We start from the raw sequence: 24,114 nt of genomic DNA, 5'->3' as shown, positions 1-24,114 counted from the left end.
GAACTCGCGGACCAGCGATCACACCGGCCTATTGATTTTCCTTCGACTGACCCATGATCTCCTGCGCCGTGAAGTTGATGCCGCAGGTCGGGAAGGAGTTGCCGACGAAGAAGTTGTCGGACTGGGCCGGGAAGTAGTCCTGATCCTTCTTGAAGTTCGGATCTTCGACGACGGCGAGCGGCAGCTTGACCGATTGCGGCACCACCTTGCCTTCCAACGCGGCGAGCGCGACCTTGATCGCGACGGCGACCTGCGCAGGTCCGGTACCGGCGGAAGAGCATTTCAGGCCTTCGGACGCCTTGGCGGCGCAGAACTTGCGGAAGCCGTTTTCGGTCTCGCCGCCGAAGGGCACCATCTTGTGCTTGGCGTCGAGCATGGCCTGCACGATGCCGGTGTCGCCGCCCTGGCCGGAAATCGCATCGAACGGGCCATTGGTCGCGATCGCATCCGCCGTGGCCTTCTGGGCGACGCCGTCGTCCCATTTGCCGACGACCTCGGTGACCTGCCACTTCTTGCCGGAGGCATCGAGAACGGAGTGGAAGCCGTTGTGCCGATCGGTGTCGACCGAGGTGCCGGCGACGCCGCGCACCTCGAGCACCTTGCCGCCGCCGGGCACGTTCTTGACCAGCCACTTCGCCCAGAGTTCGCCGAGACCCTTCTGGTCGACATTGACGTTGATCGCATCTTCCGTCGCGAGGATGTTGTCGAAGGCGACGAGGATCACGCCGGCCTGCTTGGCGCGCTTGATCACCGGCCCGAACGCGGTCGGGTTCTGCGCGTTGACGACAATGGCGTCATAGCCGGAATCGATGAAGTTGTTGATTGCCGATATCTGGGCCGGTACGTCCTCGCCGGTCGAGACGACCTTGAATTCCTTCAGCTTGGCCTTGACCTCCGGCTGCGCCGCATAGGCCTTCGCGGTCTGGATCATCTGGATGCGCCAGGTATTGGCGATGTAGCCGTTCGCCAGTGCGATGCGGTACGGGCCCTTCTTGGCCGGAAACTTGAAGAACTTGGTGTCCGCGGTCCACGGCACCATGCATTCAGGCTCGGTCGCTGGTCCCTTGACCATCTCCGGCTCCGCCAGCGCCTTGCCGGCAAACGCCGTGACCAACACCAGCGATGCACAAGTGGCAAGGCATCGCGCCCTCATCGACATGGACGACATTCGTGACCTCCCCTGTTGTTGTGGCGCCAAATCAATGACGCATGTGCGAGACGCCTCTTTGTTTCCTGAGGTTGTGCGAGCATTGCTCGTCATCTCGACCCGCCAAGCGTTACTGATCAATGACAGCGCTGTCAATTACCGTCGCGCGGCTTTTGCCAAGCGGCCGGTCGCATGTCATGAATATGGTTCGGACAAATCCGCGTGAATCAATGTTGCAAGGATCATGTCTCAGAAGCGTCGCACCACGCTGGAGGACGTCGCGCGCATCGCCCATGTCAGCGCTGTCACTGTGTCGCGGGCGCTGCGGCGGCCCGATATGGTGTCGCCGGAGTTGCGCAAGCGGATCGATGCCGCGGTCGACAGGCTGGCCTATGTGCCGAACTTCGCGGCGAGCCGGCTCGCCTCGACCCGCACGCATTCGATCGGCATCGTCGTGTCGTCGCTCTCCAACGGCATCTTCGCGGACTACCTGCAGGCGATCTACGACACCCTGCTGCCGCTCGGCTTTCGCCCCGTCGTCGTCAGCAGCCGCTACTCGGCGGAGGAGGAAGAGGGCGCGATCAGGACCTTGCTGGGCCAGAACATCGAGGCGCTGATCCTGGTCGGAGTGAACCAGACGCGGGCCGCGCGGCGCGTTCTCGAACGTTCGCGGATTCCGGTGGTGCAGACATTCGAGCTGACCGACGATCCGATCGATCTGAATGTCGGACTTTCGCAGCGCCAGGGCGGCTACGCCGCGACCCGCTTCCTGATCGAGCTGGGACATCGGCGGATCGCCTATCTCTCGGGACAGCGCGACGACCGGGCCCGCGCCCGGCTCGAGGGGTATCGTGCGGCGCTGGCCGAAGCGGGGCTGGACGGCACGTCGCTGGTGGCCTGGCTGCCGGCGCAGGCGACGATCTCGCTGGGGCGGAAGCTGACCGAGGAGATGCTCGCGAGCGAAGTTCCCGATGCGATCTTCTGCTGCGATGACAACATCGCGCTTGGTGCGCTATTCGCCTGCCAGCAGGCGGGGCTGGAGGTCCCGCGCCGGATCTCGCTGATCGGCTTCAACGACCTGGAATTCGCGGCGGCCTCCAATCCGCCGCTGTCGACCGTGCTGACGCCGCGCGCCGACATGGGGCGCGTGGCGTCCGAACTGGTGCTTCAGGTGATCGCCACCGGCAAGCGGCCGAGAACGCGGCGGATCGACCTCGGCTTCGAGATCGTCGCACGCGGCAGCACCGGACCGCACCTCGTGGCTTCGTGATGATGGTCGAGCCTCAGGCCCAGCCGCCGTCGACGATGTAGTTCTGGTTGGTGCAGGCGCCGCTGTCGTCGGCGGCGAAGAACAGCACCACGCGGGCGATGTCGTCCGGCACGAGCTTGCGCTTGAGGCATTGGCGGCGCATGAGCTCGGCCTCGCCCTCGGGCGTCAGCCAGAGTCTCTGCTGCCGCTCGGTCATGATCCAGCCCGGAAGAATGGAATTGACCCGCACGTTATTGGGTCCGAGATCGCGGGCGAGGGCGCGGGTCAGTCCCTGGATCGCCGACTTCGCCGTGGTGTAGCAGGGCATGTTGCCCTGGCCGAGCACCCAGCTCACCGAACCGAGATTGACGATCGCGCCGCCTCCGGCCTGGATCATGTCCGGCGCGACCGCTTGGGCCGCGAAGAACTGATGTTTGAGGTTCACGGCGATGCGCTCGTCCCAATAGTCCGGCGTGACGTCCTCGATCGCGTGGCGGTCATCACGCGCGGCGTTGTTCACCAGAATGGTGATCGGCCCCAGCGCCGCACGGGCGCCGTCGACCGCGGCCCTCAGCGCACCGATGTCGCGAAGGTCGGCATGCTCGAAGTGCACCTTGGCCTCCGCAGGCAGGCTCGCCAGCAGCTGCTGCGACGCCTCCAGATCGATGTCGATGAATCCGACACGCGCGCCTTGGCCGAGGAAATTGCGCACGATCGCTTCCCCGATGCCGGAGCCGCCGCCGGTCACGAGGACGGCCCGATCCTTGAGGCTCGGATAGATGGTGCCCTGCATTGGCTTCCTCTCAGTTGCGCCTGGAGAGCAGCCGCGCCCGACGACGACACTGGCCGGATCTCGAACGTCGTCCGTGCCGTGCGATGCACGGCCGGTGCGCGTTCGCCTGGACCCCTTCGTGTGCGCCTGCGAGCAACTCTCGCGCCCGATGTCGATGCCGACGGATCCGGGTGCTCCCCCTGCGATGTCCTTGTTTGGCTTTCCGGCATTCTGCGTCAGGACCGGCAGGGACGCCAGCACTGATGCGCTGCCCGGGTGCGACCATCGGGCGCTTCGGGCGCAGCTGGAGCGGACGTCGCGGATCGAGCGCCTCAGAGGATTTCGGCGATCGACTGGCCCTGCAGCTCGATACTGAGTCCCTGCATGCCGAGATCGGTGATCTCGCCGCCCATCGCCTTCAGGCTTTCCTCGCGGATCAGCGACATCAGCCCGCGCCGCAGCGCCAGGAACTCCGACGACATCATCATCGCTTGCTGGCGGGGCCGCTCGAGCGGGATCTGGATTTCGGCCTTGATCGAGCCCGGGCGCGCGGTCATGCAGTAGACGCGGTCGGACAGGAAGATCGCCTCGTCGATGTCGTGGGTGACGAACAGCACCGAGATCTTCAGCCGCTGCCACATGTTGGTGAGGATCTGCTGCATGATGATGCGGGTCTGCGCGTCGAGCGCGCCGAACGGCTCGTCGAGCAGCAGCACCTTGGGACCGGTGGCGAGCGCGCGCACGATGCCGACGCGCTGCTTCATGCCGCCGGAGAGGCGCTCGGGATAATGGTTCTCGAACGCCTCGAGGCCGGCGAGCCCGAGCAGAGTGCGCGCCGCGCGTGCGCGCTCGAACTTCGGCATGCCGCGCATCTTCAGCCCGAACTCGACGTTCTCGCGCACCGTCTTCCAGGGAAACAGCGAATATTGCTGGAACACCATGCCGCGCTCGGCGCTCGGACCCGTCACGGCATGGCCGTCGACCGTGACGACGCCGCTGGTGGGTTTGAGGAAACCCGCGACGGCGTTGAGCAGTGTCGACTTGCCGCAACCCGACGGTCCGACGATCGAGACGAACTCACCAGGCTCGACGTGGATCTGCGTGTCGGTGACGGCCTCGACGGCGCCGTCGATGGTCTCGTAGCTCAGGGCGAAGTTGCAGACCTCGATATGGCCCTGTCTCGTATCCGCTGCGGCTTGGCTCATCGCGACCTCCAGGGCATCACCAACTGTCCGGCTGCGCGGATCACGAGGCTCGAGCCGAGCCCGAGCACGCCGATCGCGATCATCCCGAGCGCGATGTCGGCATACTGGACCAGCGAATACGCTTCCCAGGTGAAGTAGCCGATGCCGAACTGCCCCGAGATCATCTCGGCCGCGATCAGCGACACCCATGCGACGCCCATGCCGACGGTGAGGCCGGTGAAGATGTGCGGCAGCGACGCCGGGAAATAGACCTCGCGGAAGATCGCGGTCTCCCGCGCGCCGAGGCACTTGGCGGCCCGCACCAGCACGGGGTCGACCAGCGTCATGCCGTGCAGCGTGTTGACCAGGATCGGAAAGAACGAGCCGAGAAAGGTGATGAAGACGATGCTCTGCTCGTTGGTCGGCCACAGCATGATCGCCATCGGGACCCAGGCGATCGCCGGGATCGGACGCAGCACCTCGGCGACCGGAAACACGATCTCGTGCACCAGCCTGAAGCGGCCCATGATCAGGCCGAGCGGCACGCCGACCAGTGCGGCCAGCGAGAACCCGATGAAGATCCGGCGGCAACTGAGCAGGATGTGCATCAGGAATTTCGGATCGTGGATCGCCTTGGTGAAGCTCGCATAGACGGCCAGCGGCGCCGGCACGTTGGTGAACTTCACGAAGAAGACGACGCGGTAGGTCGTCAGCAGGTGCCAGCCGATCAGGAACAGGATCAGCGACGCGGTGCCGATCAGCACCGACTGCAGCCTGTCCTGGTTCAGCCGGAACCAGCGTGCCGCGCGGGCGGAGACGTCCGGACGGCTCGGCGGGATCGCGGTGCCAGGCGCGGCGGTCACCGCGGCCTGGTCGGGGGATGTCATCAAAGCGGGGCTGCTCAAGTCTTGCCTCCCGCGACCGCCAGCTTCACGGCGTCATCAAGTCCCATCACCTTGCCGCCGATCTTGGCGGCATAGGCCTCGGCATCCTTCTTCAGCAGGAACGGCGCGATCTCGCCATTGGCCGCGGCGAAGAACGCCTGGTCGGCGAACAGCTTGATGCCGCGCGCGGTGTCGAAGACGTAGGCGACGTTGATCTTCTTGCCCTTGGCCTTGTAGTCGGCATAGGCGCCGAGCGTGCAGGTCGCGCTGCTGAAGGCTATGATGCCCTCGCCGTCGACCCAGACCTCGCCGGCCTTGCGCGGCTCGGTGATCGGCCTGTTGCAGAACTTGTCCTCGCCGGAGATTTCGTAGTTCGCGGTGCTTGCGAGATCCTTGTCGTAGTCCAGCTTCAGCTCGGCATAGGCCTTGCGGATGTAGCTGTCGTCGACCCATGTCTTCGGATCGAACTCTTTCATGCGGCCGAGGCTCTGCAACACCTTGACGTCGGTTGCGGCGGCATCCACCAGCGCCGGCTTGATCGTCGGATCCGTGGTCATGTTGCCGCCGGGGCCGAGGAAGATGTAGACGACCTCCTTGTTGATCCCGGTCCATTCCTGGATCTTTTCGGCCGCCGCTTTCGGATCCTGGCGCAGCCACTGATTGGCGGCGATCACGGCCTTGACATAGGCGACGACGACCTCGGGATATTTCTCCGCAAAGTCGGTGCGGACGACGACGCCATGGAATGTCGGCAGGTTGGTCTGGACGCCGTCGAAGATCTTGCGCGCAAAGCCACGGAACGGCAGCAGTTCCGCGAACGGCACGAAATCGGCGTGCGCGTCGATCTTCTTTTCCTGCAGGTTGGTCGAGCCGACCTCCGGCGTCTGGCTCACCAGCTGGAAGAAATCCGCCGGATAGCCGCCGTCCTGAAGCGCCTTCAGAACCATGCCGTGTGCGGCCGAGCCGAACGGCACGCTGACCAGCTTGCCCTTGAGGTCGGAGAGTTCGTAGTAGGGCGAGTCCTTGTGAACGACGATGCCGTTTCCGGAGCCGGCGAGGCTGTAGGCGGCGACGGCGATCAGCCGGCTCTTGCTCTCGGGATTGTTCTCGAAGGTGAAGCCGTTCACGATCAGCGGGTAGTCGCCCATCATGCCGAACTGCAGCTTGTTCGCCATCATCCCGTTGGTGACGGGCGGACCGGAGGTGAAGTTCTGCCACTCGATCTCGAACTTGATGTTGGCGTATTTGCCGTCCTTGGGCAGATACTTCTCCAGCAGGTGAAGCTGCCGCACGATGGTGCCGGCCGTCACCGTGTTGGTCGTGGTGTCCTGGGTGCCTATGCCGATCGTGACTGTCTCTGCTGCGACGGGCTGCGCCGCGATCAGGGACAGACAGGTGACGGATAGCAAGAGCGCGTGACGGCAGCGGACCATTCTCATCCCCGTTCGGTTGGATGGCTGATGGCGCCATGATGAAGGCCGCGTCCACGAGCGCAAATCCGGAGTTCGGCAGCGGGTGGATTAGTTGCCGTCAAAATCCGGTTGCGTACTCCTTGGGCAATTTCGCTCATGACAGCCGCTTGCATGAGCAGGCCGGCTAATCCGCGGCCTGGCCGCGCATCTCGTCCAGGACGTCGGGCCGGCAGACCACGATCTGCGAACGCCTGGTGCGGACGATATTCTTTTCCTGCATCCGCTTGAGGCTGATCGTCACCCACTGCCGCGTCGCCCCGACCATGTGGGCGATGTCGGCATGGGTGAAGGCCGCGGCAATGACCTTGCCGTCGGGATCGTCCACGCCATAGAGGTCGACGAGATGCAGCAGCAGATGAGCAAGCCGCTCGGTGATCGAACGCGTCCCCAGCATCTGGGCCAGGGCGGAGTAGCATTTTCCCTTGAAGCTCAACCCCTCGATCAGTCCGATCGCGAGATTGGGGATCTCCGCCACCAGCGTTCGCAGCTCCTTGCCGGGAAGCTGGATCACGCTGGCGTTGCTGGCGGCGATGCCGGACCATTGATGCACGCCGGTGTCGAACACCTCGGGACCGCCGACGAAATTGCCGACATGCCAATAGGCCAGCGTGATCTCGCGCCCCTGCGGCGACGTATAGAACACGCGGATGCGGCCGCTCTCGACCAGGAAGATGCCGTCGTGCCTGGCGCCCTGGCTGAACAGCGTCTGGCCGCGGTTCAGCACCTTGCGGCGGCCCTGCTTGAGCACCTGCTCACGTTCGCGCAGGCTGAGCCTTTCGATCAGCGACGGCGGGCCGCCGATGGATTGCTGGCTTTCGGTGAGCAGGAGCGACGAACTGGTCACCGCGCGCGCTGACGTCATGGGAGAGGGCACGGCGTCCGCAGCTGATTTGGCTGCCTGCAGCAACATGTCTTGCCTCCGCATTGATCATACTGATCAGAAGCGGAGCAATGTTCGTGCCATCCGTCACCGCGCGACGCACCTCAGGCGGCAACGAGTTCCCAAAGGTATGATTTCGGATAGATGCCGCGATTGTGGCCGTCGGAAAACGCGATGTTCAAGCCGTAACCGAGATCTCCGACCCCGACGATGCCGATCCCGGGAAACTGCGCCGGGAAGCGGCCGTCGAGGCGGGCCCGCCTGCAATGCGCGCACATGCAGGACAGCCGCAGCCGTTCGGCGGACAGCTCCGCGGGAGCGCCGCCGGCATTCCGCAGCCGTAACGACGCCAGGTCGGGACTGACTTCGCTGTTGAGGGTATCGGCTGGAATCATGGCGCCTCCTGGTTGTGCCGAAGCCGGCGTCGTCACGCTAGGGGAGACGGACCGGGGCCCCCAGCAACTAATTGCCTCGTTCGACGGAATGTGGAGCGCGAGGTGCTTCGTTGCCGCGCGCTCGCCTTCCCGCGGAACAATCTTTGCAACTAATCCACCACCGCGGCGCGTTCGAAATTGCCGAACCGCGCCGTTTCCGCGACATCGTCGTCAGCAACCGCCACACGGCGCGCCCCGCGCCTCAGGAGACGACGATGAGCGCTTTTCAGACCGAGACGGTGTTGTCGGTCCGGCACTGGACCGATTCGCTGTTCAGCTTCACCGCCACGCGGGATCCCGGCTTCCGCTTCCAGAACGGGCAGTTCGCGATGATCGGGCTCGAGGTCGACGGCCGGCCGCTGATGCGCGCCTACAGCATGGCGAGCGCCAATCACGAGGAGGAGCTGGAATTCTTCAGCATCAAGGTGGCGGACGGGCCGCTGACCTCCCGGCTGCAGAAGATCAAAGAGGGCGATCGCATCCTGGTGGGGCGCAAGGCGACGGGAACGCTGATCGCGGGCAACCTGATTCCGGGCAGGCGTCTGCTGCTGCTGTCGACCGGCACCGGGCTGGCGCCGTTCGCCAGCCTGGTCAAGGATCCCGACATCTACGAGACCTACGAGACCATCGTGCTGGCCCATGGCTGCCGCCAGGTCTCGGAGCTCGCCTATGGCGAGCAGCTCGTCGATGGCCTGCGCGGCCACGAATTCTTTGGACCGCTGGTCCGGAACCGGCTGCTTCATTATCCCACGGTGACCCGCGAGCCGTTCCGCAACCGCGGCCGCATCACCGACCTGATCGCATCGGGGCAGATGTTCGCCGACATCGGCGGGCCCGACCTCGATGTCGAGACCGACCGCATCATGCTCTGCGGCAGCCCGGCGATGTTGGCCGAGCTCCAGGCCATGCTGGAGGGGCGCGGCTTCGTCGAAGGCAACCACAGCACGCCCGGCCATTTCGTGGTCGAGAAGGCGTTCGTCGAGCGCTGACTGGCCGGCGCGAAGAAATGCGCTCAGGCGACAACTAATTGCTATCGCCGGGTGCCCCGCTGAACAAGTCTGATCCGGACCGGTGTGACCCCGGCCAAGCAGGAGCTTAGAATGGCAATGGATGAGATCGTCGACGGCCTCTCGGAGGTGTCCTGCGACGTGCTGGTGATCGGCGGCGGCACCGCCGGACCGATGGCCGCCTTGAAGGCCAAGTTGAAGAATCCCAAGGCGAACGTCGTTCTGCTGGAGAAGGCGAACGTCAAGCGCTCCGGCGCGATCTCGATGGGCATGGACGGCCTGAACAACGCCGTCATCCCCGGCTATGCAACGCCGGAGCAATACACCAAGGAGATCACGATCGCCAATGACGGCATCGTCGATCAGAAGGCGGTCTACAAATACGCCCAGAGCTGCTACGGGATCATCGAGGAGCTCGACAGCTTCGGCATCCGCTTCCTCAAGAACGAGAACGGCGACTATGCCGTCAAGAAGGTGCACCACATCGGCACCTACGTGCTGCCGATGCCGAACGGCGAGACCGTCAAGAAGGCGCTGTACCGGCAACTGCGCCGCGCACGCATCCTGATCTCCAACCGCTACATGGCGACGCGGCTCTTGAAGTCGAGCGATGGCCGCATCGCCGGCGCCGTCAGCGTCAACACCCGCACCGCCGAAATGCTGGTGATCAAGGCCAAGGCCGTCATCCTGTGCATGGGCGCGGCGGGACGGCTCGGCCTGCCGACCTCGGGCTACATGTTCGGCACCTATGAGAATGCCGCCAATTCCGGCGACGGCTATGCGATGGCCTATCACGCGGGCGCGGCGCTCGCCAATCTCGAATGCTTCCAGATCAATCCGCTGATCAAGGACTACAACGGTCCGGCCTGCGCCTATGTCGCCGGTCCCTTCGGCGCCTATACCGCCAACAACGAGGATCGCCGCTTCATCGAATGCGACTATTGGTCGGGCCAGATGATGCTGGAATTCTACAACGAGCTGTTGTCGGGCAAGGGGCCGGTGTTCCTGCAGCTCAAGCACCTGCACGACAAGACCATCGAGGAGATCGAGCACACCCTGCACAAGGTCGAACGGCCCACGCGGGGGCTGTTCCAGGAGGGCCGCGGCGTCGACTACCGCAAGGAATCGATCGAGATGCACATCTCGGAGATCGGCTTCTGCTCCGGCCACAGCGCGTCGGGCGTGTTCGTCGACGACAATGCCCGCACGACCGTCCCCGGGCTCTATGCGGCCGGCGACATGGCCAGCGTTCCGCACAACTATATGTTGGGCGCATTCACCAACGGTTCGTTCGCCGGGCTCGACGCGATGGAGTTCGCCGACAATCATGACTTCGGCGACATCGATGCCGCCGAGATCGCGCTGGAGCGCGAGCGCGTGCTGGCGCCGACGAAGCGCGAGGATGGCATTCCGCCGAACCAGATCGAGTACAAGACGCGGCGCCTGGTCAACGACTATCTGCAGCCGCCGAAGGTGACGCGAAAGTACGAGCTCGGGATGCGCCGGCTCGCCGAGGTCCGCGAGGACATGCAGGAGCGCATGATCGCACGCAACGCGCATGAACTGCTGCGCGCACTGGAGGTGCAGTCGATCATGGATTGCGCGGACATGGCCGCCCATGCCTCGCTGTTCCGCGAGGAGAGCCGTTGGGGGCTCTATCACTGGCGCACCGATTTTCCGGACAAGGACAACGAGAACTGGTTCTGCCACACGCTGCTGAGCAAGCTGGACGGCCGCATGACCAGCGAGAAGCGGGCGGTGCAGCCCTATGTCGTGCCGATCGCGGACGATGAGAAGGACCTCTACGACAAGCAGCGCATCCGCGCCAGCGCCTGACGATCAGACGGAGAACAGAGACATGCCTCTTGCCACCTATCAGACGTCGGTCCCGGTCGTCGTCGACGACGCCAAATGCATCGCCGACAAGGGCTGCACGGTCTGCGTCGACGTCTGCCCGCTCGACGTGCTCAGGATCAGCGACATGACCGGCAAGGCCTTCATGGCCTATGATGAATGCTGGTACTGCATGCCCTGCGAGGCGGATTGCCCGACCGGCGCCGTCACCGTCAACATTCCCTATCTGTTGAGGTGATCATGTCGAGCCCATTCGAAGCCTACGACGATCTCGACGACGCCGACGAGCGGCTCGGTGCTGCCGATCCGGCGGAGCGGCGGGTCGCGATCATCGCGTTGGGACATTCCGGCGATCCCGCCGCGGTCGCGCATCTGGCGAAGATGGTCGCCGATCCCGACGCCGGCGTGCGCCAGCAGGTCGCCATGGCGCTCGGCGAGTTCGACGGGCCGGAGGCGGCGGAGGCGCTGGTCCAATTGCTCGTCGATCCCGAGCGGATCGTCGCATCGGCAGCCGCCGACAGTCTCGCGGAGTTCAAGGATCCCGCTTCGGCCGACGCCATCCTGCCGCTGGTGAAGCATGCCCATGCCTTCGTCCGGATGGGTGCGCTGCGCGCGCTGAAGGAGCTGCGGCGCAAGGACACGCTCAAGCCGGCGCTGGAGGCGCTGCAGGATCCGGATGCGGCGGTCCGCGTGCAGGCGATCGGCGTCATCGGCTTCCTCAAGCTCGAGGAGTCGATTCCGGCGCTGACGGCGCTGATCGGTGATCCCGATGCGCATGTCCGGCGCGCGGCGGTCAGCGCGCTCGCCTTCTCGCACATGAAGATCGCCGCGGAGACCATCACCCGCGCGCTCAAGGATTCCGACTGGATGGTGCGGGAGATGGCGGCCGAGACGCTCGGGCTCAACGTCAATGGTGCAGTCGCCGCCGATCCGTTGATCGCCTGCCTGGCGGACGAGTTCTGGCAGGTGCGCCTGAAGGCGATCCGCAGCCTCGGACGCATGAAGGTGCTGCATGCGGTGCGGCCGATCGGCCATTGCATCACCCACGAGCAGGCCAATCTGCGCAAGGAGGCGGCGGCTGCGCTGGGCGAGATCGCTGCGCCCGACGGCGAGCCGTACCTCGCGCTGGTCGCCGACGATCTCGATCCCGACGTGCGCAAGAATGCGAGATGGGCGCTGCACCAGATCGCGGCGAGCAAGGCGAGAACCGGCGCGTAATCGCGCGCCGGCCACGAGCGTTCCCGACCGCATGGCGGACCGGGCGGTCAGCCAGATGACGAGCCTTGCGACGATCATGTCGCGGCCGATCGCGCGCGAGCCCCGCAGGGCCGCGCGCCGCACGTTCTCGTGCGCCCCACGTCCCGTTCTGGACGGCTCCCGGATTGTCTGACAGAAACGTCGGACGCATCCATCGGGCATCATGACCGCTGCAGCGCAAACGGAGAGAGGAGCCGGTCAGTCCGGCCCTGGTGACACGCCTCCATTGCCGACCGGCTGTCGCGCGGCCGCGAGGGGATGCGCCGTGCCGAGGTCTGATATGACCCGCGGACGAGCTGCAAAGGAAGTCGGAGAGCTGCCATGAACGCCAATGTCAAACTGCCTGCCGCCAAGGGCGTCTTCATCGAGAACAAGTGGCAGCCCGCGCAGTCGGGCCGCACCATTGCGATGCTGGCGCCGGCGACCGGACAGGTGATCGCCTCGATTGCCGCCGGCGACGCGGCCGACATCGATCTTGCCGTGGCGGCGGCGCGCCGCGCGCTGGAAGGCCCGTGGGGCCGGCTCGCCGCGGTGGACCGCGGGCGCCTGCTGTCGAAGCTCGGCCGCCTCGTCGAGGACAATGCCGAGGAGCTCGCGAAGCTCGAAGCGGCCGATACCGGCAAGCCGATGAAGCAGGCCAAGGCGGACGTCGTCGCCGTCGCGCGCTATTTCGAATATTACGGCGGCGCCGCCGACAAGGTGCATGGCGACACCATTCCCTTCCTCGACGGCTTCTTCGTTACTACGGTGTATGAGCCGCTCGGCGTCACCGGCCATATCATTCCGTGGAACTATCCGGGGCAGATGTTCGGCCGCACCGTCGCGCCGGCGCTGGCGATGGGCAACGCGACCGTGATCAAGCCGGCCGAGGAGGCCTGCCTGGTGCCGCTGCGTCTTGCCGAGCTCGCGGCGGAAGCCGGCTTCCCGGCCGGTGCGATCAACGTCGTGCCGGGTCTTGGCGAGGAGGCGGGTGCGGCGCTGTCGGCGCATGACGGCATCGATTTCATCTCCTTCACCGGCAGCCCGGAGGTCGGCACGCTGGTGCAGACGGCGGCCGCGAGGAACCACATCGGCTGCACGCTCGAGCTCGGCGGCAAGTCGCCGCAGATCGTGTTCGCCGACGCCGATCTCGATGCGGCGCTGACCTCGGTGGCCGCGGCGATCGTGCAGAACGCCGGCCAGACCTGCTCGGCCGGCTCGCGCGTGCTGGTGGAGCGCTCGATCTGGGACCGCTTCCTGGCCGACCTCACGCTCCGCTTCGAGAAGATCACGGCCGGCACGCCGGAGATGGATCTCGATCTTGGTCCGGTCATCAGCGCGGTCCAGAAGACGCGGATCGAAAACATGCTGGCGCGTGCCGAAAGCGGCGGCGCCAGGCGCGTGGCGACCGGCAGGATCGCCGAGGGCGTGCCGAGCGAGGGCTTCTATGTGGCGCCGGCGCTGTATCAGCACGTCGCGCGCGACTCCGAGCTGGCGCGCGAGGAGGTGTTCGGTCCGGTGCTGGCGGCGATGCCGTTCGACGACGAGGCCGACGCCGTCAGGCTCGCCAACGCCACCGATTTCGGCCTGGTCGCCGGCGTCTGGTCGGGCGACGGCTCGCGAGCGATGCGCGTCGCGCGCAAGGTCAAGGTCGGCCAGATGTTCGTCAATGGCTACGGCGCCGGCGGCGGCATCGAGCTGCCGTTCGGCGGCATGAAGAAATCGGGACACGGCCGCGAGAAGGGGTTCGAGGCGCTGTACGAGCTTGCCGCGATGAAGACCCTGATCGTCAAGCACGGCTAGCGGAGTGGGAGTTCCGATCAGTTCCGCCGTGCGGACGTCACTGACAATGCCGCCCGGCGTTGTCGTTGTCAGTCCGCGCGGCGAGGCGCCAGAGCAGGATCCGGAAAAGTGGAAGCCGGTTGTCCCTCGCGACAAACGCCGAAGGCGTTTGCGCGGAGATCATGCTCAAACAGCGAGACGACATCAGGGTTTGCAGAAGGAGACGAGCGGATGAGCGACGAAAAAGAACTGTTCGAGAAGGGCCTGAAGGTGCGCCGCGAGGTGCTCGGCGCGGCCTATGTCGATGGCAGCCTCGCCAAGGCCGACGACTTCATGATGGCCTTCCAGCACATCACCACCGAAATGTGCTGGGGCTATGCCTGGACCCGGCCAGGACTGGATCGCCGCACCCGCAGCATCATCAATCTCGCGATGCTGACCGCGCTCAGCAAGCCGAGCGAGCTGAAGCTGCACGTCAAGGGCGCGCTCACCAACGGCGTCACGGTCGACGAGATCAAGGAGATCCTGCTGCACGCGACCGTCTATTGCGGCATTCCCGCGGGCCTCGAGGCGTTCAAGGCCGCGCATGAGGTGCTGGTCGCGGAAGGTGCCATCGCCAAGAAGGACGGCGCATGAGCGCGCCGCAAAAGGTCCTGTTCGTCGGCATCGGCAACATGGGCTGGCCGATGGCCGCGCGCCTGCTCGGCGCCGGCTTTGCGGTCGCCGTCAATGACGCCGTGCCCGGGCGGGCTGCTGAATTCGTCGCCAAGGTTGGCGGTGTCGAGGCCGGCGACCTCGCGGCCGCGGCGGGGCAGGCGGATGTCATCATCACGATGCTGCCGACCAGCAAACATGTCGCGGACGCCGTCGGCGCACTGCGCGCCGGCCTGACGCGCGATCACATCGTCATCGACATGAGCTCCGGCGCGCCAGCGGCGACGCAGGCGATCGCCGCCGATCTCGCCCCGCTCGGCGTCACCATGCTCGATGCGCCGGTCAGTGGCGGCGTGCCGCGCGCCGTGACCGGCGAGCTCGCGATCATGGCCGGCGGCGAGCCGGGCGCGCTCGACCGCGTCGAGCCGCTGTTGCGCGCCATGGGCACCACGATCCACCGCATCGGCGGCCTCGGCTCGGGCCAGGCGATGAAGGCGCTCAACAACCTCGTCTCGGCCGGTGGCTTCCTGATCGGCGTCGAGGCGCTGCTGATCGGCCAGCAGTTCGGCATCGACCCAGGCCTGATGACCGACGTGCTCAACGCCTCGACCGGCATGAACAACTCGACGCAGAAGAAGTTCAAGCAGTTCGTGCTGTCGCGCCAATTCAACAGCGGATTCGGGCTCGACCTGATGGTGAAGGACCTGTCGATCGCGCTAGAGGTCGCGCGTGCCGCCGGCGTCGCCGCGCCGTTCTCCAACCTCTGCCGCGAGCTCAGCGCCAGCGCGCAGGGGATGCTCGGACCCGGGCAGGATCACACGGCGCTGGCGAAGCTGAGCGAGGCGCTGGCCGGCGTCGAGCTGAAGGGGTGACTGGTACTACTGCGTCGCAACCACCGTCATTCCGGGGCAAGGCCGCGGGCCTTGAACCCGGAATCTCGCGATTGTTTTGCGTCCACACCTGACAATTTCCAGATTCCGGGTGACGGCGGAAACTGCAACTGCTGAGATCCGCGTGACGCAGTCGGATTAACCCTGGCGCCGCAGGAACCCGGTGATCGTCACCTTCTCCCAAATCCCGGCCGCGGCAAACGGGTCGGCGCGGTTGAACGCTTCGACCTCGGCGCGGCCGGGAGCCTCGACCAGGAACAGGCTTCCGATCATCGTCGAACCATCGTCGGAGACGAGCGGGCCGGACATCACGATGGTGACGGGAAGGCGCGCGCTGTCGCCGAGATAGGCCTTGTGCGCGTCGTAGTTGGCAAGCCGGACCGGCAGCGCGTCCCGCTTGTCGAGCGCGTGAATCGCAAACAGCATGAATTCTCTCCGCAAGTTGAAGCAGGACGGCTGCGTGCCGTCCTGCTTCCGGACTGATGGCTGATCCTATTTCGCGCTGAGCTTGCCTGCATCCTCGAAGCTCGGGCAGGTGCGCTGCTCCAGCGACACGTCGAACGGCTGATAATTGTCCTTGGTGATGACGGTCGGCTTCAGCACGATCTCGTTGATGACGGGCTGGCCGCGCAATGCGCGTACGGCCATCATGGTGCCGAGGCAGCCTTGGGCGAAGCCGTTGTAGTCGCCGCTGGCGAGCAGCTTGCCGGACTTGATCGCGTCGATCGCCTCCTTGGTGCCGTTGATGCCGATCACCTGCGCCTTGCGGCCGGCGCCGTCCAGCGCCTCGATCGCGCCGACCGCCATGGCGTCGTTGGCGGCGAGCACGCCATCGATCTGCGCATTGGACTGCATCAGGTTCTCCATCACCTGCAGGGCCTGCAGGCGCTGATAGTTGCCGGGCTGCGACGCCAGCAGCTTGGCGCCGGGGTTCTCCTTGAGCGCGTCGTTGAAGCCGCGGACGCGGTCGACATTGGTCAGCGAGCCCTTGACGCCTTCGATGATGACGATGTTGCCCTTGCCGCCGAGCGTCTTGAGCAGGAAACGTCCGGTCTCAAGGCCCAGGCTGTAGTCGTCGGCGCCGACGAAGGCGACGAACTTGCCGCCGGCGGAGCGGTCGGTGATGTTGACGACGGGGATCTTGGCGTCGTTGATCTTCTCGACCCCGGGCACCATCGCCTTGTAGTCGACCGGCGTGAACACGATCGCGCTCGGCTTCTTCACCACGACGTCCTCGATCTGGCTGAGCTGCTCGGGGATCGAGTCCGGCTTGGTCGGGATGTAGTGCAGGATCTTGGCGTTGAGGACCTTCGCCATGTTGTCGGCGCCGACGCGCACCGTCTGGAAGAACGGATTGGTCTGGTTCTTGGTGAAGACGGCGATGGTCTCGCCGTCGGCGCGGGCCTGCGTCGCGCCTGCGGCGATCAGAAGTGACAGAGCGAGACAGCGCGTGATCCGTTGTTGCATATCGTTTCCTTCCCTCGTTTTTTGGTTGTCTTCCAGGTTCATTGCGCCCGGCGCCGGGTCTTCATGTCGAGCCAGACGGCGACGATCACGATGATTCCGGTGACGAGCGGCTGCCAGTTGGCGCTGATCGCGAGCAGGTTCATGCCGTTCAGCACCAGCGTCAGGATCAGGGCGCCGATGAAGGTGCCGAACACCGTGCCGACGCCGCCGAACAGCGAGGTGCCGCCGATCAGCACCGCGGCAATGGCCGGCAAGGTCAGGCTCTCGCCGATGTCGGCTTCGGCGGAGTTGAGCCGCGACAGGAAGATGATGGAGGCGAGCCCGGCCATGGTGCCGGAGACGGTGTAGACGAGCAGCAGCCGGCGCGCGACCGGAATGCCGGACAACCGGGCCGCGACCGGATTGGCGCCGATGGCGTAGATCTCCTGGCCCCAGATCGTGCGTTGCGCGAAGAACGATCCGATCGCGAGAAACACCAGCAGCAGATAGACCGGGATCGGCAGCCCGAGCAGATAGCCGCTGCCGATCTGGCGGAAGCCCGCGGGAAAGCCGTGGATCGTCTCGCCCGCCATGTACCAGTAGGTGACGCCGTTCAGCACCCAGAGCATGCCGTAGGTGGCGATGAAGGAGGGGATGCGCAGCGCCGTGACCATGAAGCCATTGAGGAAGCCGACGCTGCCGCCGGCGAGCAGCCCGGTCAGGATCCCGAGTGCGGGCGAGCCGGTCTGATGGATCACGGTGCCGGCGAGACACGCCGACAAGGCAACGTTGGCGCCGACCGACAGATCGAGGCCGGCGGTCAGCACCACCAGGGTGAGGCCGGAGGCGATGAAGAAGGTCAGGCTCGCCTGCCTGAGCACGTTGAGGATGTTGCCGAGGCTGAGGAAGGAGTCGCTCAGCACGGTCAGCGCCGCGCAGATCAGCAGCGCGGCGAGCATCCGATAGAGCACCTGCGCGGCGTTCTGCGACAGGAGCGAGCGCGGCGGCGGCAGCGTGTCCTTGGCGATGTCGGTCATGACCGGCTCCGCAGGCCGTCGAGGAACATCGCGATGATGACCAGCGCGCCGACGCTTGCGACCTGCACCGAGGACGGCAGCGACACCAGGTTGAGCCCGTTGCGCAGCACGCCGACGGCGACGACGCCGAGCACGGTGCCGAGCAGCCAGCCATTGCCGCGCTCGAACGAGGTGCCGCCGACCGCGACCGCCGCGATGGCGTCGAACTCCATCCCGAGCCCTGCGGTCGGATGTCCCGAATTCATCCGCGCGGTCATCAGCAGACCGGCGATGCCCGCCATCGTGCCGCCGATCGCGTAGACCGCGATCAGGAGTCGTGTCGGCGACAGGCCGGCATAGCGCAGCGCTTCGCGATTGCCGCCGAGCGCGAAGATGTAGGTGCCGAACCTGGTGTGATAGAGCAGGCCGTGAAACGCAGCGTAGGTCAAAAGCCCCATCACGATCGGCACGGGGATGCCGAGCAGCGTCGCCGAATAGATGTCGCGCACGCCGTGGGGAATGCCGACCACGCTCTGGCCGTCGCTCACGATCAGCGACAGGCCCTGCGCCATGCCGAGCGTGGCGAGCGTCGCCACGAACGGCGGAATCCCGACGATCGCGACCAGCCAGCCATTGACGGTGCCGAACGCCGCGCCGACCAGCACCGCGGCGCCGAGGCCCAGCAGCACGGACTTGGTCGCGAGCGAGACGATGGCGACGCAGAGCGATGTCAGCGTCAGCACCGCGCCCATCGAGAGGTCGAGCCCTTCGGTCATGATGATCAGGGTCATCGGCAGCGCGAGCATGGTCAGGATCGTCGACTGCACCAGCACGTTGGACAGGTTCGCGGCCGACAGGAAGCCCGGCGCGATCGCGCCGAACAGCGCGATCAACAGCACCAGCACGATCGCCACGCCCGGGATGCGCTGCAGCGTTCGGAGCGGCGAGACGATGGTGGCGTCACTCATCATGCATCCCCAGTCGCACGATATTCTCCTCGGTCAGCTCGCTGCGCGCCAGGTGCCCGGCGATGCGGCCTTCGCGCATGACATAGGCGCGGTCGCAGACGTGGCAGATCTCGATCTGCTCGGATGAGATCATCAGCGCGGCCGCGCCATCGGCGACCAGCCGGTCGATCAGCGCGAAGATCTCGGACTTGGCGCCGACGTCGATGCCGCGCGTCGGCTCGTCGAAGATGAACAGCCTGGCGCCTGCCGCCAGCCACTTGCCGATCACGACCTTCTGCTGGTTGCCGCCCGAGAGCAGGCCGACCGTCTGCCGCGCATTCGGTGTTGCGATGCGCAATTGCCGGATCAGCCCGTCCGCCGTGCGCTGTGCGCCGCGGGGATCGTAGAGCCCGCTGGGAAACAGCTTCTTCAGCGCCGAGACCACGAGGTTGTCGCCGACCGAGCGCAGCAGCGCCAGGCCCTCGCTCTTGCGGCTCTCGGGGATCAGCGCGATGCCGCGGCGGGCCGCGATGTCGGGCTCGCCCGCGATCGGCCTGCCGTCGAAGATGATCTCGCCTTCGCTGACCGGATCGGCGCCGAAGATCGCGCGCGCCACCTCGGTGCGGCCGGAGCCGACGAGGCCGCACAGGCCGACGATCTCGCCCCGCCGCACCTCGATGTTGATGTCGGCGATCCCGGTTGTGGCGCTCAGTCCCTTGACCTCGAGCAGCAGCTCGCCGGGTGCTTCCGCGAACTGGCGCGGATAGGTCATGTCGACATTGCGGCCGACCATCATGCGCACGAGCTGGTCGGGCGTGACGTCGGCGGGGCTGACATCGCCGATGCGGCGGCCGTCGCGCAGCACGGTGATGCGGTCACCAAGCGCGAACACCTCGGCCATGCGGTGCGAGATGTAGACGATCGCCACGCCGTCCGCCTTGAGCCGTCGGATCAGCGCGAACAATAGCTCCGCCTCGCGGTCGGACAACGCCGCCGTCGGCTCGTCCATCACCAGGATCCGCGCATTCTGGCTGATCGCTTTCGCAATCTCGACCATCTGCTGCTGCGCGACGCCGAGCGTGTCGACGATGACAGAAGGATCGATGTCGAAGCCGATGCTGTCGAGCACGCGCTTGGCGTCGGCCAGGATCTTGCGGCGGTCGATGGTGCCGGGCAGGCGGCCCTTCGGCTCGCGGCCGAGATAGATGTTCTGCGCGATGTCGAGGAATGGCACCAGCGAGAATTCCTGGAAGATCACGGCGATGCCGAGGTCTTGCGCATCGGCCGTCGAGGCGATCGCAACCTTCTTACCCTTGTAATAGACCTCACCCGCATCGGCGCTATAGGCGCCGCACAGGATCTTCATCAGGCTGGATTTGCCGGCGCCGTTCTCGCCGAGCAGCATGTGGACTTCGCCCGGGTAGATCGCAAACGAGACGTCGTCCAGCGCCTTGACGCCGGGAAACGTCTTGCTGATCCCGCGCAGCTCCAGCAGCGGCGCAGGCGATGGGGATGCGATGGCGGCTGCGGCGCTCATGCCTGCGCTCCGCCGGCGAAGATCTTGCCCGGATTCATCAGGCCATCCGGATCGAGCGCGGCCTTGATGGCGCGCATCACCGCGACGGCTTCGCCGAGCTCGTCCTCGAGATAGTCGACCTTTCCGAGGCCAATGCCGTGCTCGCCGGTGCAGGTGCCGTCCATCGCGATCGCGCGCGCCACCATACGGGCCTGCAGCGCCTTGGCGCCGGCGAGCTCGCTTTCATCGCTTGGATCGATCAGGATCAGCATGTGGAAATTGCCGTCGCCGACATGGCCGACGATCGGTGCGAGGAAGCCGTTGGCGTCGGCGTCCCGGCGCGTTTCGGTAAGGCATTCGGCCAGCCGGGAGATCGGCACGCAGACATCGGTGATGACGGCGCGGGCGCCCGGCCGCAGGCCGAGGCCGGCGTACAGCGTATTGTCGCGGGCGTGCCAGAGCCGGCTGCGGTCCTCGGCCGCCTTGGCCCAGGCGAAGCCGCGGCCGCCATGCTCGATCGCGATCGCCTCCGCCGTCTGCGCCTGCTCGGCGACGGCGGCCTCGGAGCCGTGGAATTCCAGGAACAGGGTCGGCGTCTCCTGATAGCCGAGCTTCGAATAGGCATTGATGCCGCGCATCATGACGTCATCGACGAGCTCGATGCGGGCGGCGGGGACGGCCGACTGGATCAGCGCGATCGCTGTGTCGACCGCGTCGTGCAAAGTCGGGAAGCTGCAGGTTGCGGCCGAGATCGCCTGGGGCAGGGGATGCAGCTTCAGCGTGATCTCGGTGATCACGCCGAGTGTCCCCTCCGATCCGACGAACAGCCGTGTCAGGTCGTAGCCGGCGGCGGATTTGCGCGCACGCTTCGCGGTGTGGATCACCCGGCCGTCGGCCAGAACCACCTCCAATGCGAGGACGTTGTCCTTCATGGTGCCGTAGCGCACCGCCATGGTCCCGGAGGCACGGGTCGAACTCATGCCGCCGATCGAGGCGTCGGCGCCGGGATCGATCGGAAAGAACAGGCCGGTCGTGCGCAGCGCCGCATTGAGCTGCTTGCGGGTGATGCCGGGCTGCACCACGACGTCCATGTCGGCGTCATGCACGGCCAGCACCTTGTTCATGCGGGCGAAGTCGAAACAGACCCCGCCCGCGACAGCCGCAGCGTTGCCTTCGAGCGACGTGCCGGCGCCGAACGGCACGATCGGCGTGGCAGCCTCGGCGCACAGCCTGACGATGTCGGCGACCTCCTGCGTCGTCTCGGGAAACACGACGATGTCGGGCGGCATCGCCGGATAGTACGACTCGCTCCGGCCGTGCTGATCCAGCACGCCCCGCGCGAGACTCGCGCGTGGCCCGATCAGGTTCGAAAGCCGCTCGGCCAATGCGCCGGTGCCGACCCGCAACTCCATCATTCCTCCCGTCCGCTTCCTCGACGATGACAGGACTCTTGACGGTCCTTGTCGTCCGCTCAGCTCAAACCTGATTGGCGCGCTCCGCAAGCCGTTTCAGGCCGAAATCATAGTTGAGATGGAAATATCCCTGCGCCACCATGCGGCCATCTGGCGCACGGCCCGGCGGGCAGCGCGTGAAGTCGCGGATCAGGCTGTCCTTGACGCCGAACACGACGTCGGAATCGAGATACTGGTCGCCGGCCACGAACACATGCGTCACCAGCCGCTCGAAGCCGGGCGCCGAGATCATGAAATGCACATGCGCCGGCCGCCACGGATGCCGGCCCTGCGCCGTGAGCATGTCGCCGACCGGCCCGTCGTTGGGGATCGGATAGGCGGCGGGCTTGATCGACCAGAAATGGAAGCGGCCGTCGGCGTCGGTGTGGAAGCGCGCGCGCATGGCGAGATCGCCGATCTGCTCGAGCCGCTGCACGTCGTAATAGCCGTCGTCGTCGGAGTGCCAGACGTCGACCACGGCGCCTGCCAGCGGCGCGCCGTCCGCGCTCGACACCGAGCCGGTCACCAGCAGCGGATCGCCTTTCATCGGGCCCGCGATATCGTCGCCGTTGGCGCGTTCTGGCGCCGCCTGGACGAAGAAGGGGCCGAGCACCGTGGTCTCGGTGGCGCCTTCCGGCACCGGATGATTGATGGCGTCGACCAGCATCGAAACGCCGAGCGTATCCGACAGCAGGATGAACTCCTGGCGCTTGTCGTCGCACATCTGGCCGGTGCGGGTCAGGAAGTCGATGCCGTATTCCCATTCCTGCTGGGTCGGACGGACCTCGCGCACGAAGGCATGGAGATGCCGCACCAGCGCCTCGCTGACCTGTTTGATCCGCGCATCACGCGCGCCCGCCAGGCGTTCGAGCACGGCATCTGTGATCGTGGTCTCGTTGAAGTTGCGCAAGAGGCGGCTCCTTTCAGAGAGGCTCGCCGAGCCCGGACAGCCGCTCGACATGCCGGACGGTGGCGAGGAAGTCGGTGTCGGCATCGCCTGACGCGATCAGCGCGCCATAGGTCTCACGGACCTGCGCCGCGAGCTGCAGCGGCACGCCGACGGCATGGCCGGCGCCGAGAATCAGATCGAGATCCTTGGCCATCTGCGCGCAGGAGAACGTCGCGGCAAAGTCGCGCGCCAGCAGCGGCGCGGTCTTGTACTTCACCATCGGCGAGGCGACTGCGCTGTCATGCAGCACCTGCAGAATGTCGGGCCAGGCGATGCCGCCCTTGCGTGCGAGGGCGAGGCTTTCGGCCATCATCGCCGCCGTCGTCGCGATCATCAGGTTGACGGCGAGCTTGGCGTAGCGCGCCTCTTCCGCCGCGCCCAGATAGGTCTGCGCGCGCGTGAAGCCGGCCAGCACCGGCGTGATCAGGGTGAACGCCTCTCTTGGACCGGACACGAAGCACGTCAGCTCGCCGGTGTGGGCGATGCTGGCATTGCCTGAGATCGGCGTGCGCAGATAGGCGACGTCGCGGGCGTTGGCGGCGACAGCGACTGCGCTCGACGCGTCGACGCCGACGGTGCTGGTCTCGATCAGGATCGCGCCCGGCGCCATGACCGCGATCAGTCCGTTGCTGCCGAGCATCGCCGCGCGCAGTGCGGCGTCGTCGGGCAGCGACGAGATGACCACGGCATGGTCGCGCACCGCCTCCGTCGCGGACGACGCGGCGGCCATGCCGAGCGCACGTGCCTCATCGAGCCGGGCGGCGTTGGGATCGAACGCGGTGACGTCATAGCCGGCCTTGGCAAGCCGCGCCGCGATCGGCAGGCCGATCTTGCCGATGCCGATGAAGGCGAGGCGCTTATCAGGAAATGACATCGATGCCGTCCGTTGCTTGCTTCACGTGCCGGGCCCGCGGCCGGGCAGGCCGTCGAAGGTGAACGCCTCCGTCACGCGCGGGGCGCTGCAGCGATGGGATAATCGACCTGGAAGCGGCCGATCCTGAGGTCGCCGAGCTCCTCGCGCACGCGCAGGTGCTCGGGATGCGAGGCATAGGCCCGCAGCGCGGCGCTGCTGGCAAATTCGGAGAACAGGACGACGTCGCAGGCATAGTCGACGTCGCTGACATCGAGACCGACCTCGATGTGGGTCAGGCCGTCGATGCGGCCCTTGAGGCCCTCGAACAGGGTTTTGACCTTGAGCCGGGCCGCCGCGCGCTCGGCGGCCGTCTCGGCGCGCAGCCGCCACATCACGATGTGCCTGATCGGCCCCGTCATTCCAGCGTCCTCACCTGAGCTTTGTTCTTGGGCTTTGTTCTTGTCGGACGATTTTGCCTTGCAGGAAATGGA

General features: G+C 66.1%; 24 protein-coding genes and 1 pseudogene. 9 read left to right on the top strand and 16 right to left on the bottom strand.

All coding sequences use genetic code 11. The annotated features are described in order from the left end of the window. Positions 1-28: 28 nt before the first annotated feature. Entirely contained in the window at positions 29-1,168 is a 1,140-nt protein-coding gene (locus ACQR03_RS19380; protein ID WP_315713529.1) for a sugar ABC transporter substrate-binding protein, read from the bottom strand. Here ACQR03_RS19380 and ACQR03_RS19375 point away from each other — a divergent pair. Next, positions 1,107-1,373: a hypothetical protein gene (locus ACQR03_RS19375; protein WP_316192951.1), complete on the top strand. Its 267-nt coding sequence runs from the start codon at positions 1,107-1,109 to the stop codon at positions 1,371-1,373. The two genes, ACQR03_RS19380 and ACQR03_RS19375, sit on opposite strands and share 62 nt — an antisense overlap. A gap of 18 nt (positions 1,374-1,391) precedes the next feature. Next, complete coding sequence (locus ACQR03_RS19370; protein WP_316165896.1) at positions 1,392-2,417, top strand: LacI family DNA-binding transcriptional regulator; 1,026 nt, start codon at positions 1,392-1,394, stop codon at positions 2,415-2,417. Positions 2,418-2,430: 13 nt separating this feature from the next. On the opposite strand, the gene ACQR03_RS19365 is transcribed toward ACQR03_RS19370, so the two are convergent. The 6 genes from ACQR03_RS19365 to ACQR03_RS19340 all read right to left on the bottom strand — a co-directional run bounded on the left by ACQR03_RS19365 (position 2,431) and on the right by ACQR03_RS19340 (position 7,983). After that, positions 2,431-3,189 carry an SDR family NAD(P)-dependent oxidoreductase gene (locus ACQR03_RS19365; RefSeq protein WP_316226184.1) on the bottom strand — a complete coding sequence of 253 codons (759 nt, stop codon included), beginning with the start codon at positions 3,187-3,189 and terminating at the stop codon, positions 2,431-2,433. 311 nt (positions 3,190-3,500) lie between these two features. Beyond that, positions 3,501-4,373, bottom strand: a complete 873-nt coding sequence (locus tag ACQR03_RS19360; protein ID WP_315769575.1) for an ABC transporter ATP-binding protein — start codon at positions 4,371-4,373, stop codon at positions 3,501-3,503. Next, positions 4,370-5,239, bottom strand: a complete 870-nt coding sequence (locus ACQR03_RS19355; RefSeq protein WP_434841436.1) for an ABC transporter permease — start codon at positions 5,237-5,239, stop codon at positions 4,370-4,372. The genes ACQR03_RS19360 and ACQR03_RS19355 overlap by 4 nt, the downstream gene beginning before the upstream one ends. Positions 5,240-5,253: 14 nt before the next feature. Then, positions 5,254-6,669, bottom strand: coding sequence for an ABC transporter substrate-binding protein (locus tag ACQR03_RS19350; RefSeq protein ID WP_316226183.1), 1,416 nt, complete (start codon positions 6,667-6,669; stop codon positions 5,254-5,256). Positions 6,670-6,832: 163 nt separating this feature from the next. Beyond that, positions 6,833-7,618, bottom strand: coding sequence for a Crp/Fnr family transcriptional regulator (locus tag ACQR03_RS19345; RefSeq protein ID WP_315752353.1), 786 nt, complete (start codon positions 7,616-7,618; stop codon positions 6,833-6,835). A 74-nt stretch (positions 7,619-7,692) separates the two neighbouring features. After that, a complete protein-coding gene (locus ACQR03_RS19340; RefSeq protein ID WP_315713523.1) occupies positions 7,693-7,983 on the bottom strand; it encodes a gamma-butyrobetaine hydroxylase-like domain-containing protein in 291 nt (96 codons plus the stop codon). A 254-nt stretch (positions 7,984-8,237) separates the two neighbouring features. Here ACQR03_RS19340 and ACQR03_RS19335 point away from each other — a divergent pair, with 254 nt between their 5' ends. The 7 genes from ACQR03_RS19335 (at position 8,238) to ACQR03_RS19305 (ending at position 15,427) form a co-directional block, all read left to right on the top strand. Then, positions 8,238-9,011: a ferredoxin--NADP reductase gene (locus ACQR03_RS19335; RefSeq protein ID WP_434841435.1), complete on the top strand. Its 774-nt coding sequence runs from the start codon at positions 8,238-8,240 to the stop codon at positions 9,009-9,011. Between the two features lie 111 nt (positions 9,012-9,122). Further along, positions 9,123-10,865 carry a fumarate reductase/succinate dehydrogenase flavoprotein subunit gene (locus ACQR03_RS19330; RefSeq protein WP_315752355.1) on the top strand — a complete coding sequence of 581 codons (1,743 nt, stop codon included), beginning with the start codon at positions 9,123-9,125 and terminating at the stop codon, positions 10,863-10,865. Between the two features lie 22 nt (positions 10,866-10,887). Beyond that, positions 10,888-11,121, top strand: a complete 234-nt coding sequence (locus tag ACQR03_RS19325) for a 4Fe-4S dicluster domain-containing protein (RefSeq protein ID WP_006609939.1) — start codon at positions 10,888-10,890, stop codon at positions 11,119-11,121. A 2-nt stretch (positions 11,122-11,123) separates the two neighbouring features. Then, a complete protein-coding gene (locus ACQR03_RS19320; protein ID WP_434841434.1) occupies positions 11,124-12,101 on the top strand; it encodes a HEAT repeat domain-containing protein in 978 nt (325 codons plus the stop codon). A gap of 360 nt (positions 12,102-12,461) precedes the next feature. After that, on the top strand, positions 12,462-13,922 hold the full coding sequence (locus tag ACQR03_RS19315; protein WP_315769591.1) for an aldehyde dehydrogenase family protein: 1,461 nt from the start codon (positions 12,462-12,464) through the stop codon (positions 13,920-13,922). 210 nt (positions 13,923-14,132) lie between these two features. Beyond that, on the top strand, positions 14,133-14,537 hold the full coding sequence (locus tag ACQR03_RS19310) for a carboxymuconolactone decarboxylase family protein (protein ID WP_315713518.1): 405 nt from the start codon (positions 14,133-14,135) through the stop codon (positions 14,535-14,537). Next, a complete protein-coding gene (locus tag ACQR03_RS19305; protein ID WP_315752358.1) occupies positions 14,534-15,427 on the top strand; it encodes an NAD(P)-dependent oxidoreductase in 894 nt (297 codons plus the stop codon). The genes ACQR03_RS19310 and ACQR03_RS19305 overlap by 4 nt, the downstream gene beginning before the upstream one ends. Positions 15,428-15,583: 156 nt before the next feature. Here the strand turns inward: ACQR03_RS19305 and ACQR03_RS19300 are convergent, their stop codons facing one another. The 9 genes and pseudogenes from ACQR03_RS19300 to ACQR03_RS19260 form a co-directional block, all read right to left on the bottom strand. Continuing rightward, positions 15,584-15,871: a YciI family protein gene (locus tag ACQR03_RS19300; protein WP_315752359.1), complete on the bottom strand. Its 288-nt coding sequence runs from the start codon at positions 15,869-15,871 to the stop codon at positions 15,584-15,586. A gap of 66 nt (positions 15,872-15,937) precedes the next feature. Beyond that, positions 15,938-16,912, bottom strand: coding sequence for a sugar ABC transporter substrate-binding protein (locus ACQR03_RS19295; protein WP_434841433.1), 975 nt, complete (start codon positions 16,910-16,912; stop codon positions 15,938-15,940). 38 nt (positions 16,913-16,950) lie between these two features. Further along, positions 16,951-17,928 carry an ABC transporter permease gene (locus ACQR03_RS19290; RefSeq protein WP_434841432.1) on the bottom strand — a complete coding sequence of 326 codons (978 nt, stop codon included), beginning with the start codon at positions 17,926-17,928 and terminating at the stop codon, positions 16,951-16,953. Further along, complete coding sequence (locus ACQR03_RS19285; RefSeq protein WP_315752362.1) at positions 17,925-18,875, bottom strand: ABC transporter permease; 951 nt, start codon at positions 18,873-18,875, stop codon at positions 17,925-17,927. The genes ACQR03_RS19290 and ACQR03_RS19285 overlap by 4 nt, the downstream gene beginning before the upstream one ends. After that, on the bottom strand, positions 18,868-20,391 hold the full coding sequence (locus ACQR03_RS19280; protein ID WP_316165907.1) for a sugar ABC transporter ATP-binding protein: 1,524 nt from the start codon (positions 20,389-20,391) through the stop codon (positions 18,868-18,870). The genes ACQR03_RS19285 and ACQR03_RS19280 overlap by 8 nt, the downstream gene beginning before the upstream one ends. Continuing rightward, positions 20,388-21,782: an FAD-linked oxidase C-terminal domain-containing protein gene (locus ACQR03_RS19275; RefSeq protein ID WP_316166180.1), complete on the bottom strand. Its 1,395-nt coding sequence runs from the start codon at positions 21,780-21,782 to the stop codon at positions 20,388-20,390. Before ACQR03_RS19275 ends, ACQR03_RS19280 begins: the two co-directional genes overlap by 4 nt. Positions 21,783-21,846: 64 nt before the next feature. After that, positions 21,847-22,731, bottom strand: a complete 885-nt coding sequence (locus tag ACQR03_RS19270) for an intradiol ring-cleavage dioxygenase (protein ID WP_315796201.1) — start codon at positions 22,729-22,731, stop codon at positions 21,847-21,849. 13 nt (positions 22,732-22,744) lie between these two features. Further along, positions 22,745-23,647, bottom strand: a pseudogene (locus tag ACQR03_RS19265) (NAD(P)-dependent oxidoreductase); the annotation flags it as partial. 68 nt (positions 23,648-23,715) lie between these two features. After that, positions 23,716-24,042: a Dabb family protein gene (locus ACQR03_RS19260; RefSeq protein WP_315713510.1), complete on the bottom strand. Its 327-nt coding sequence runs from the start codon at positions 24,040-24,042 to the stop codon at positions 23,716-23,718. Positions 24,043-24,114: the final 72 nt, after the last annotated feature.

Source organism: Bradyrhizobium sp. HKCCYLS3070 (assembly GCF_051167575.1).
Classification (GTDB): Bacteria; Pseudomonadota; Alphaproteobacteria; order Rhizobiales; family Xanthobacteraceae; genus Bradyrhizobium.
The sequence above is the reverse complement of the archived record's forward strand: the minus strand, read 5'-3'. Positions and strand labels throughout refer to the sequence as shown.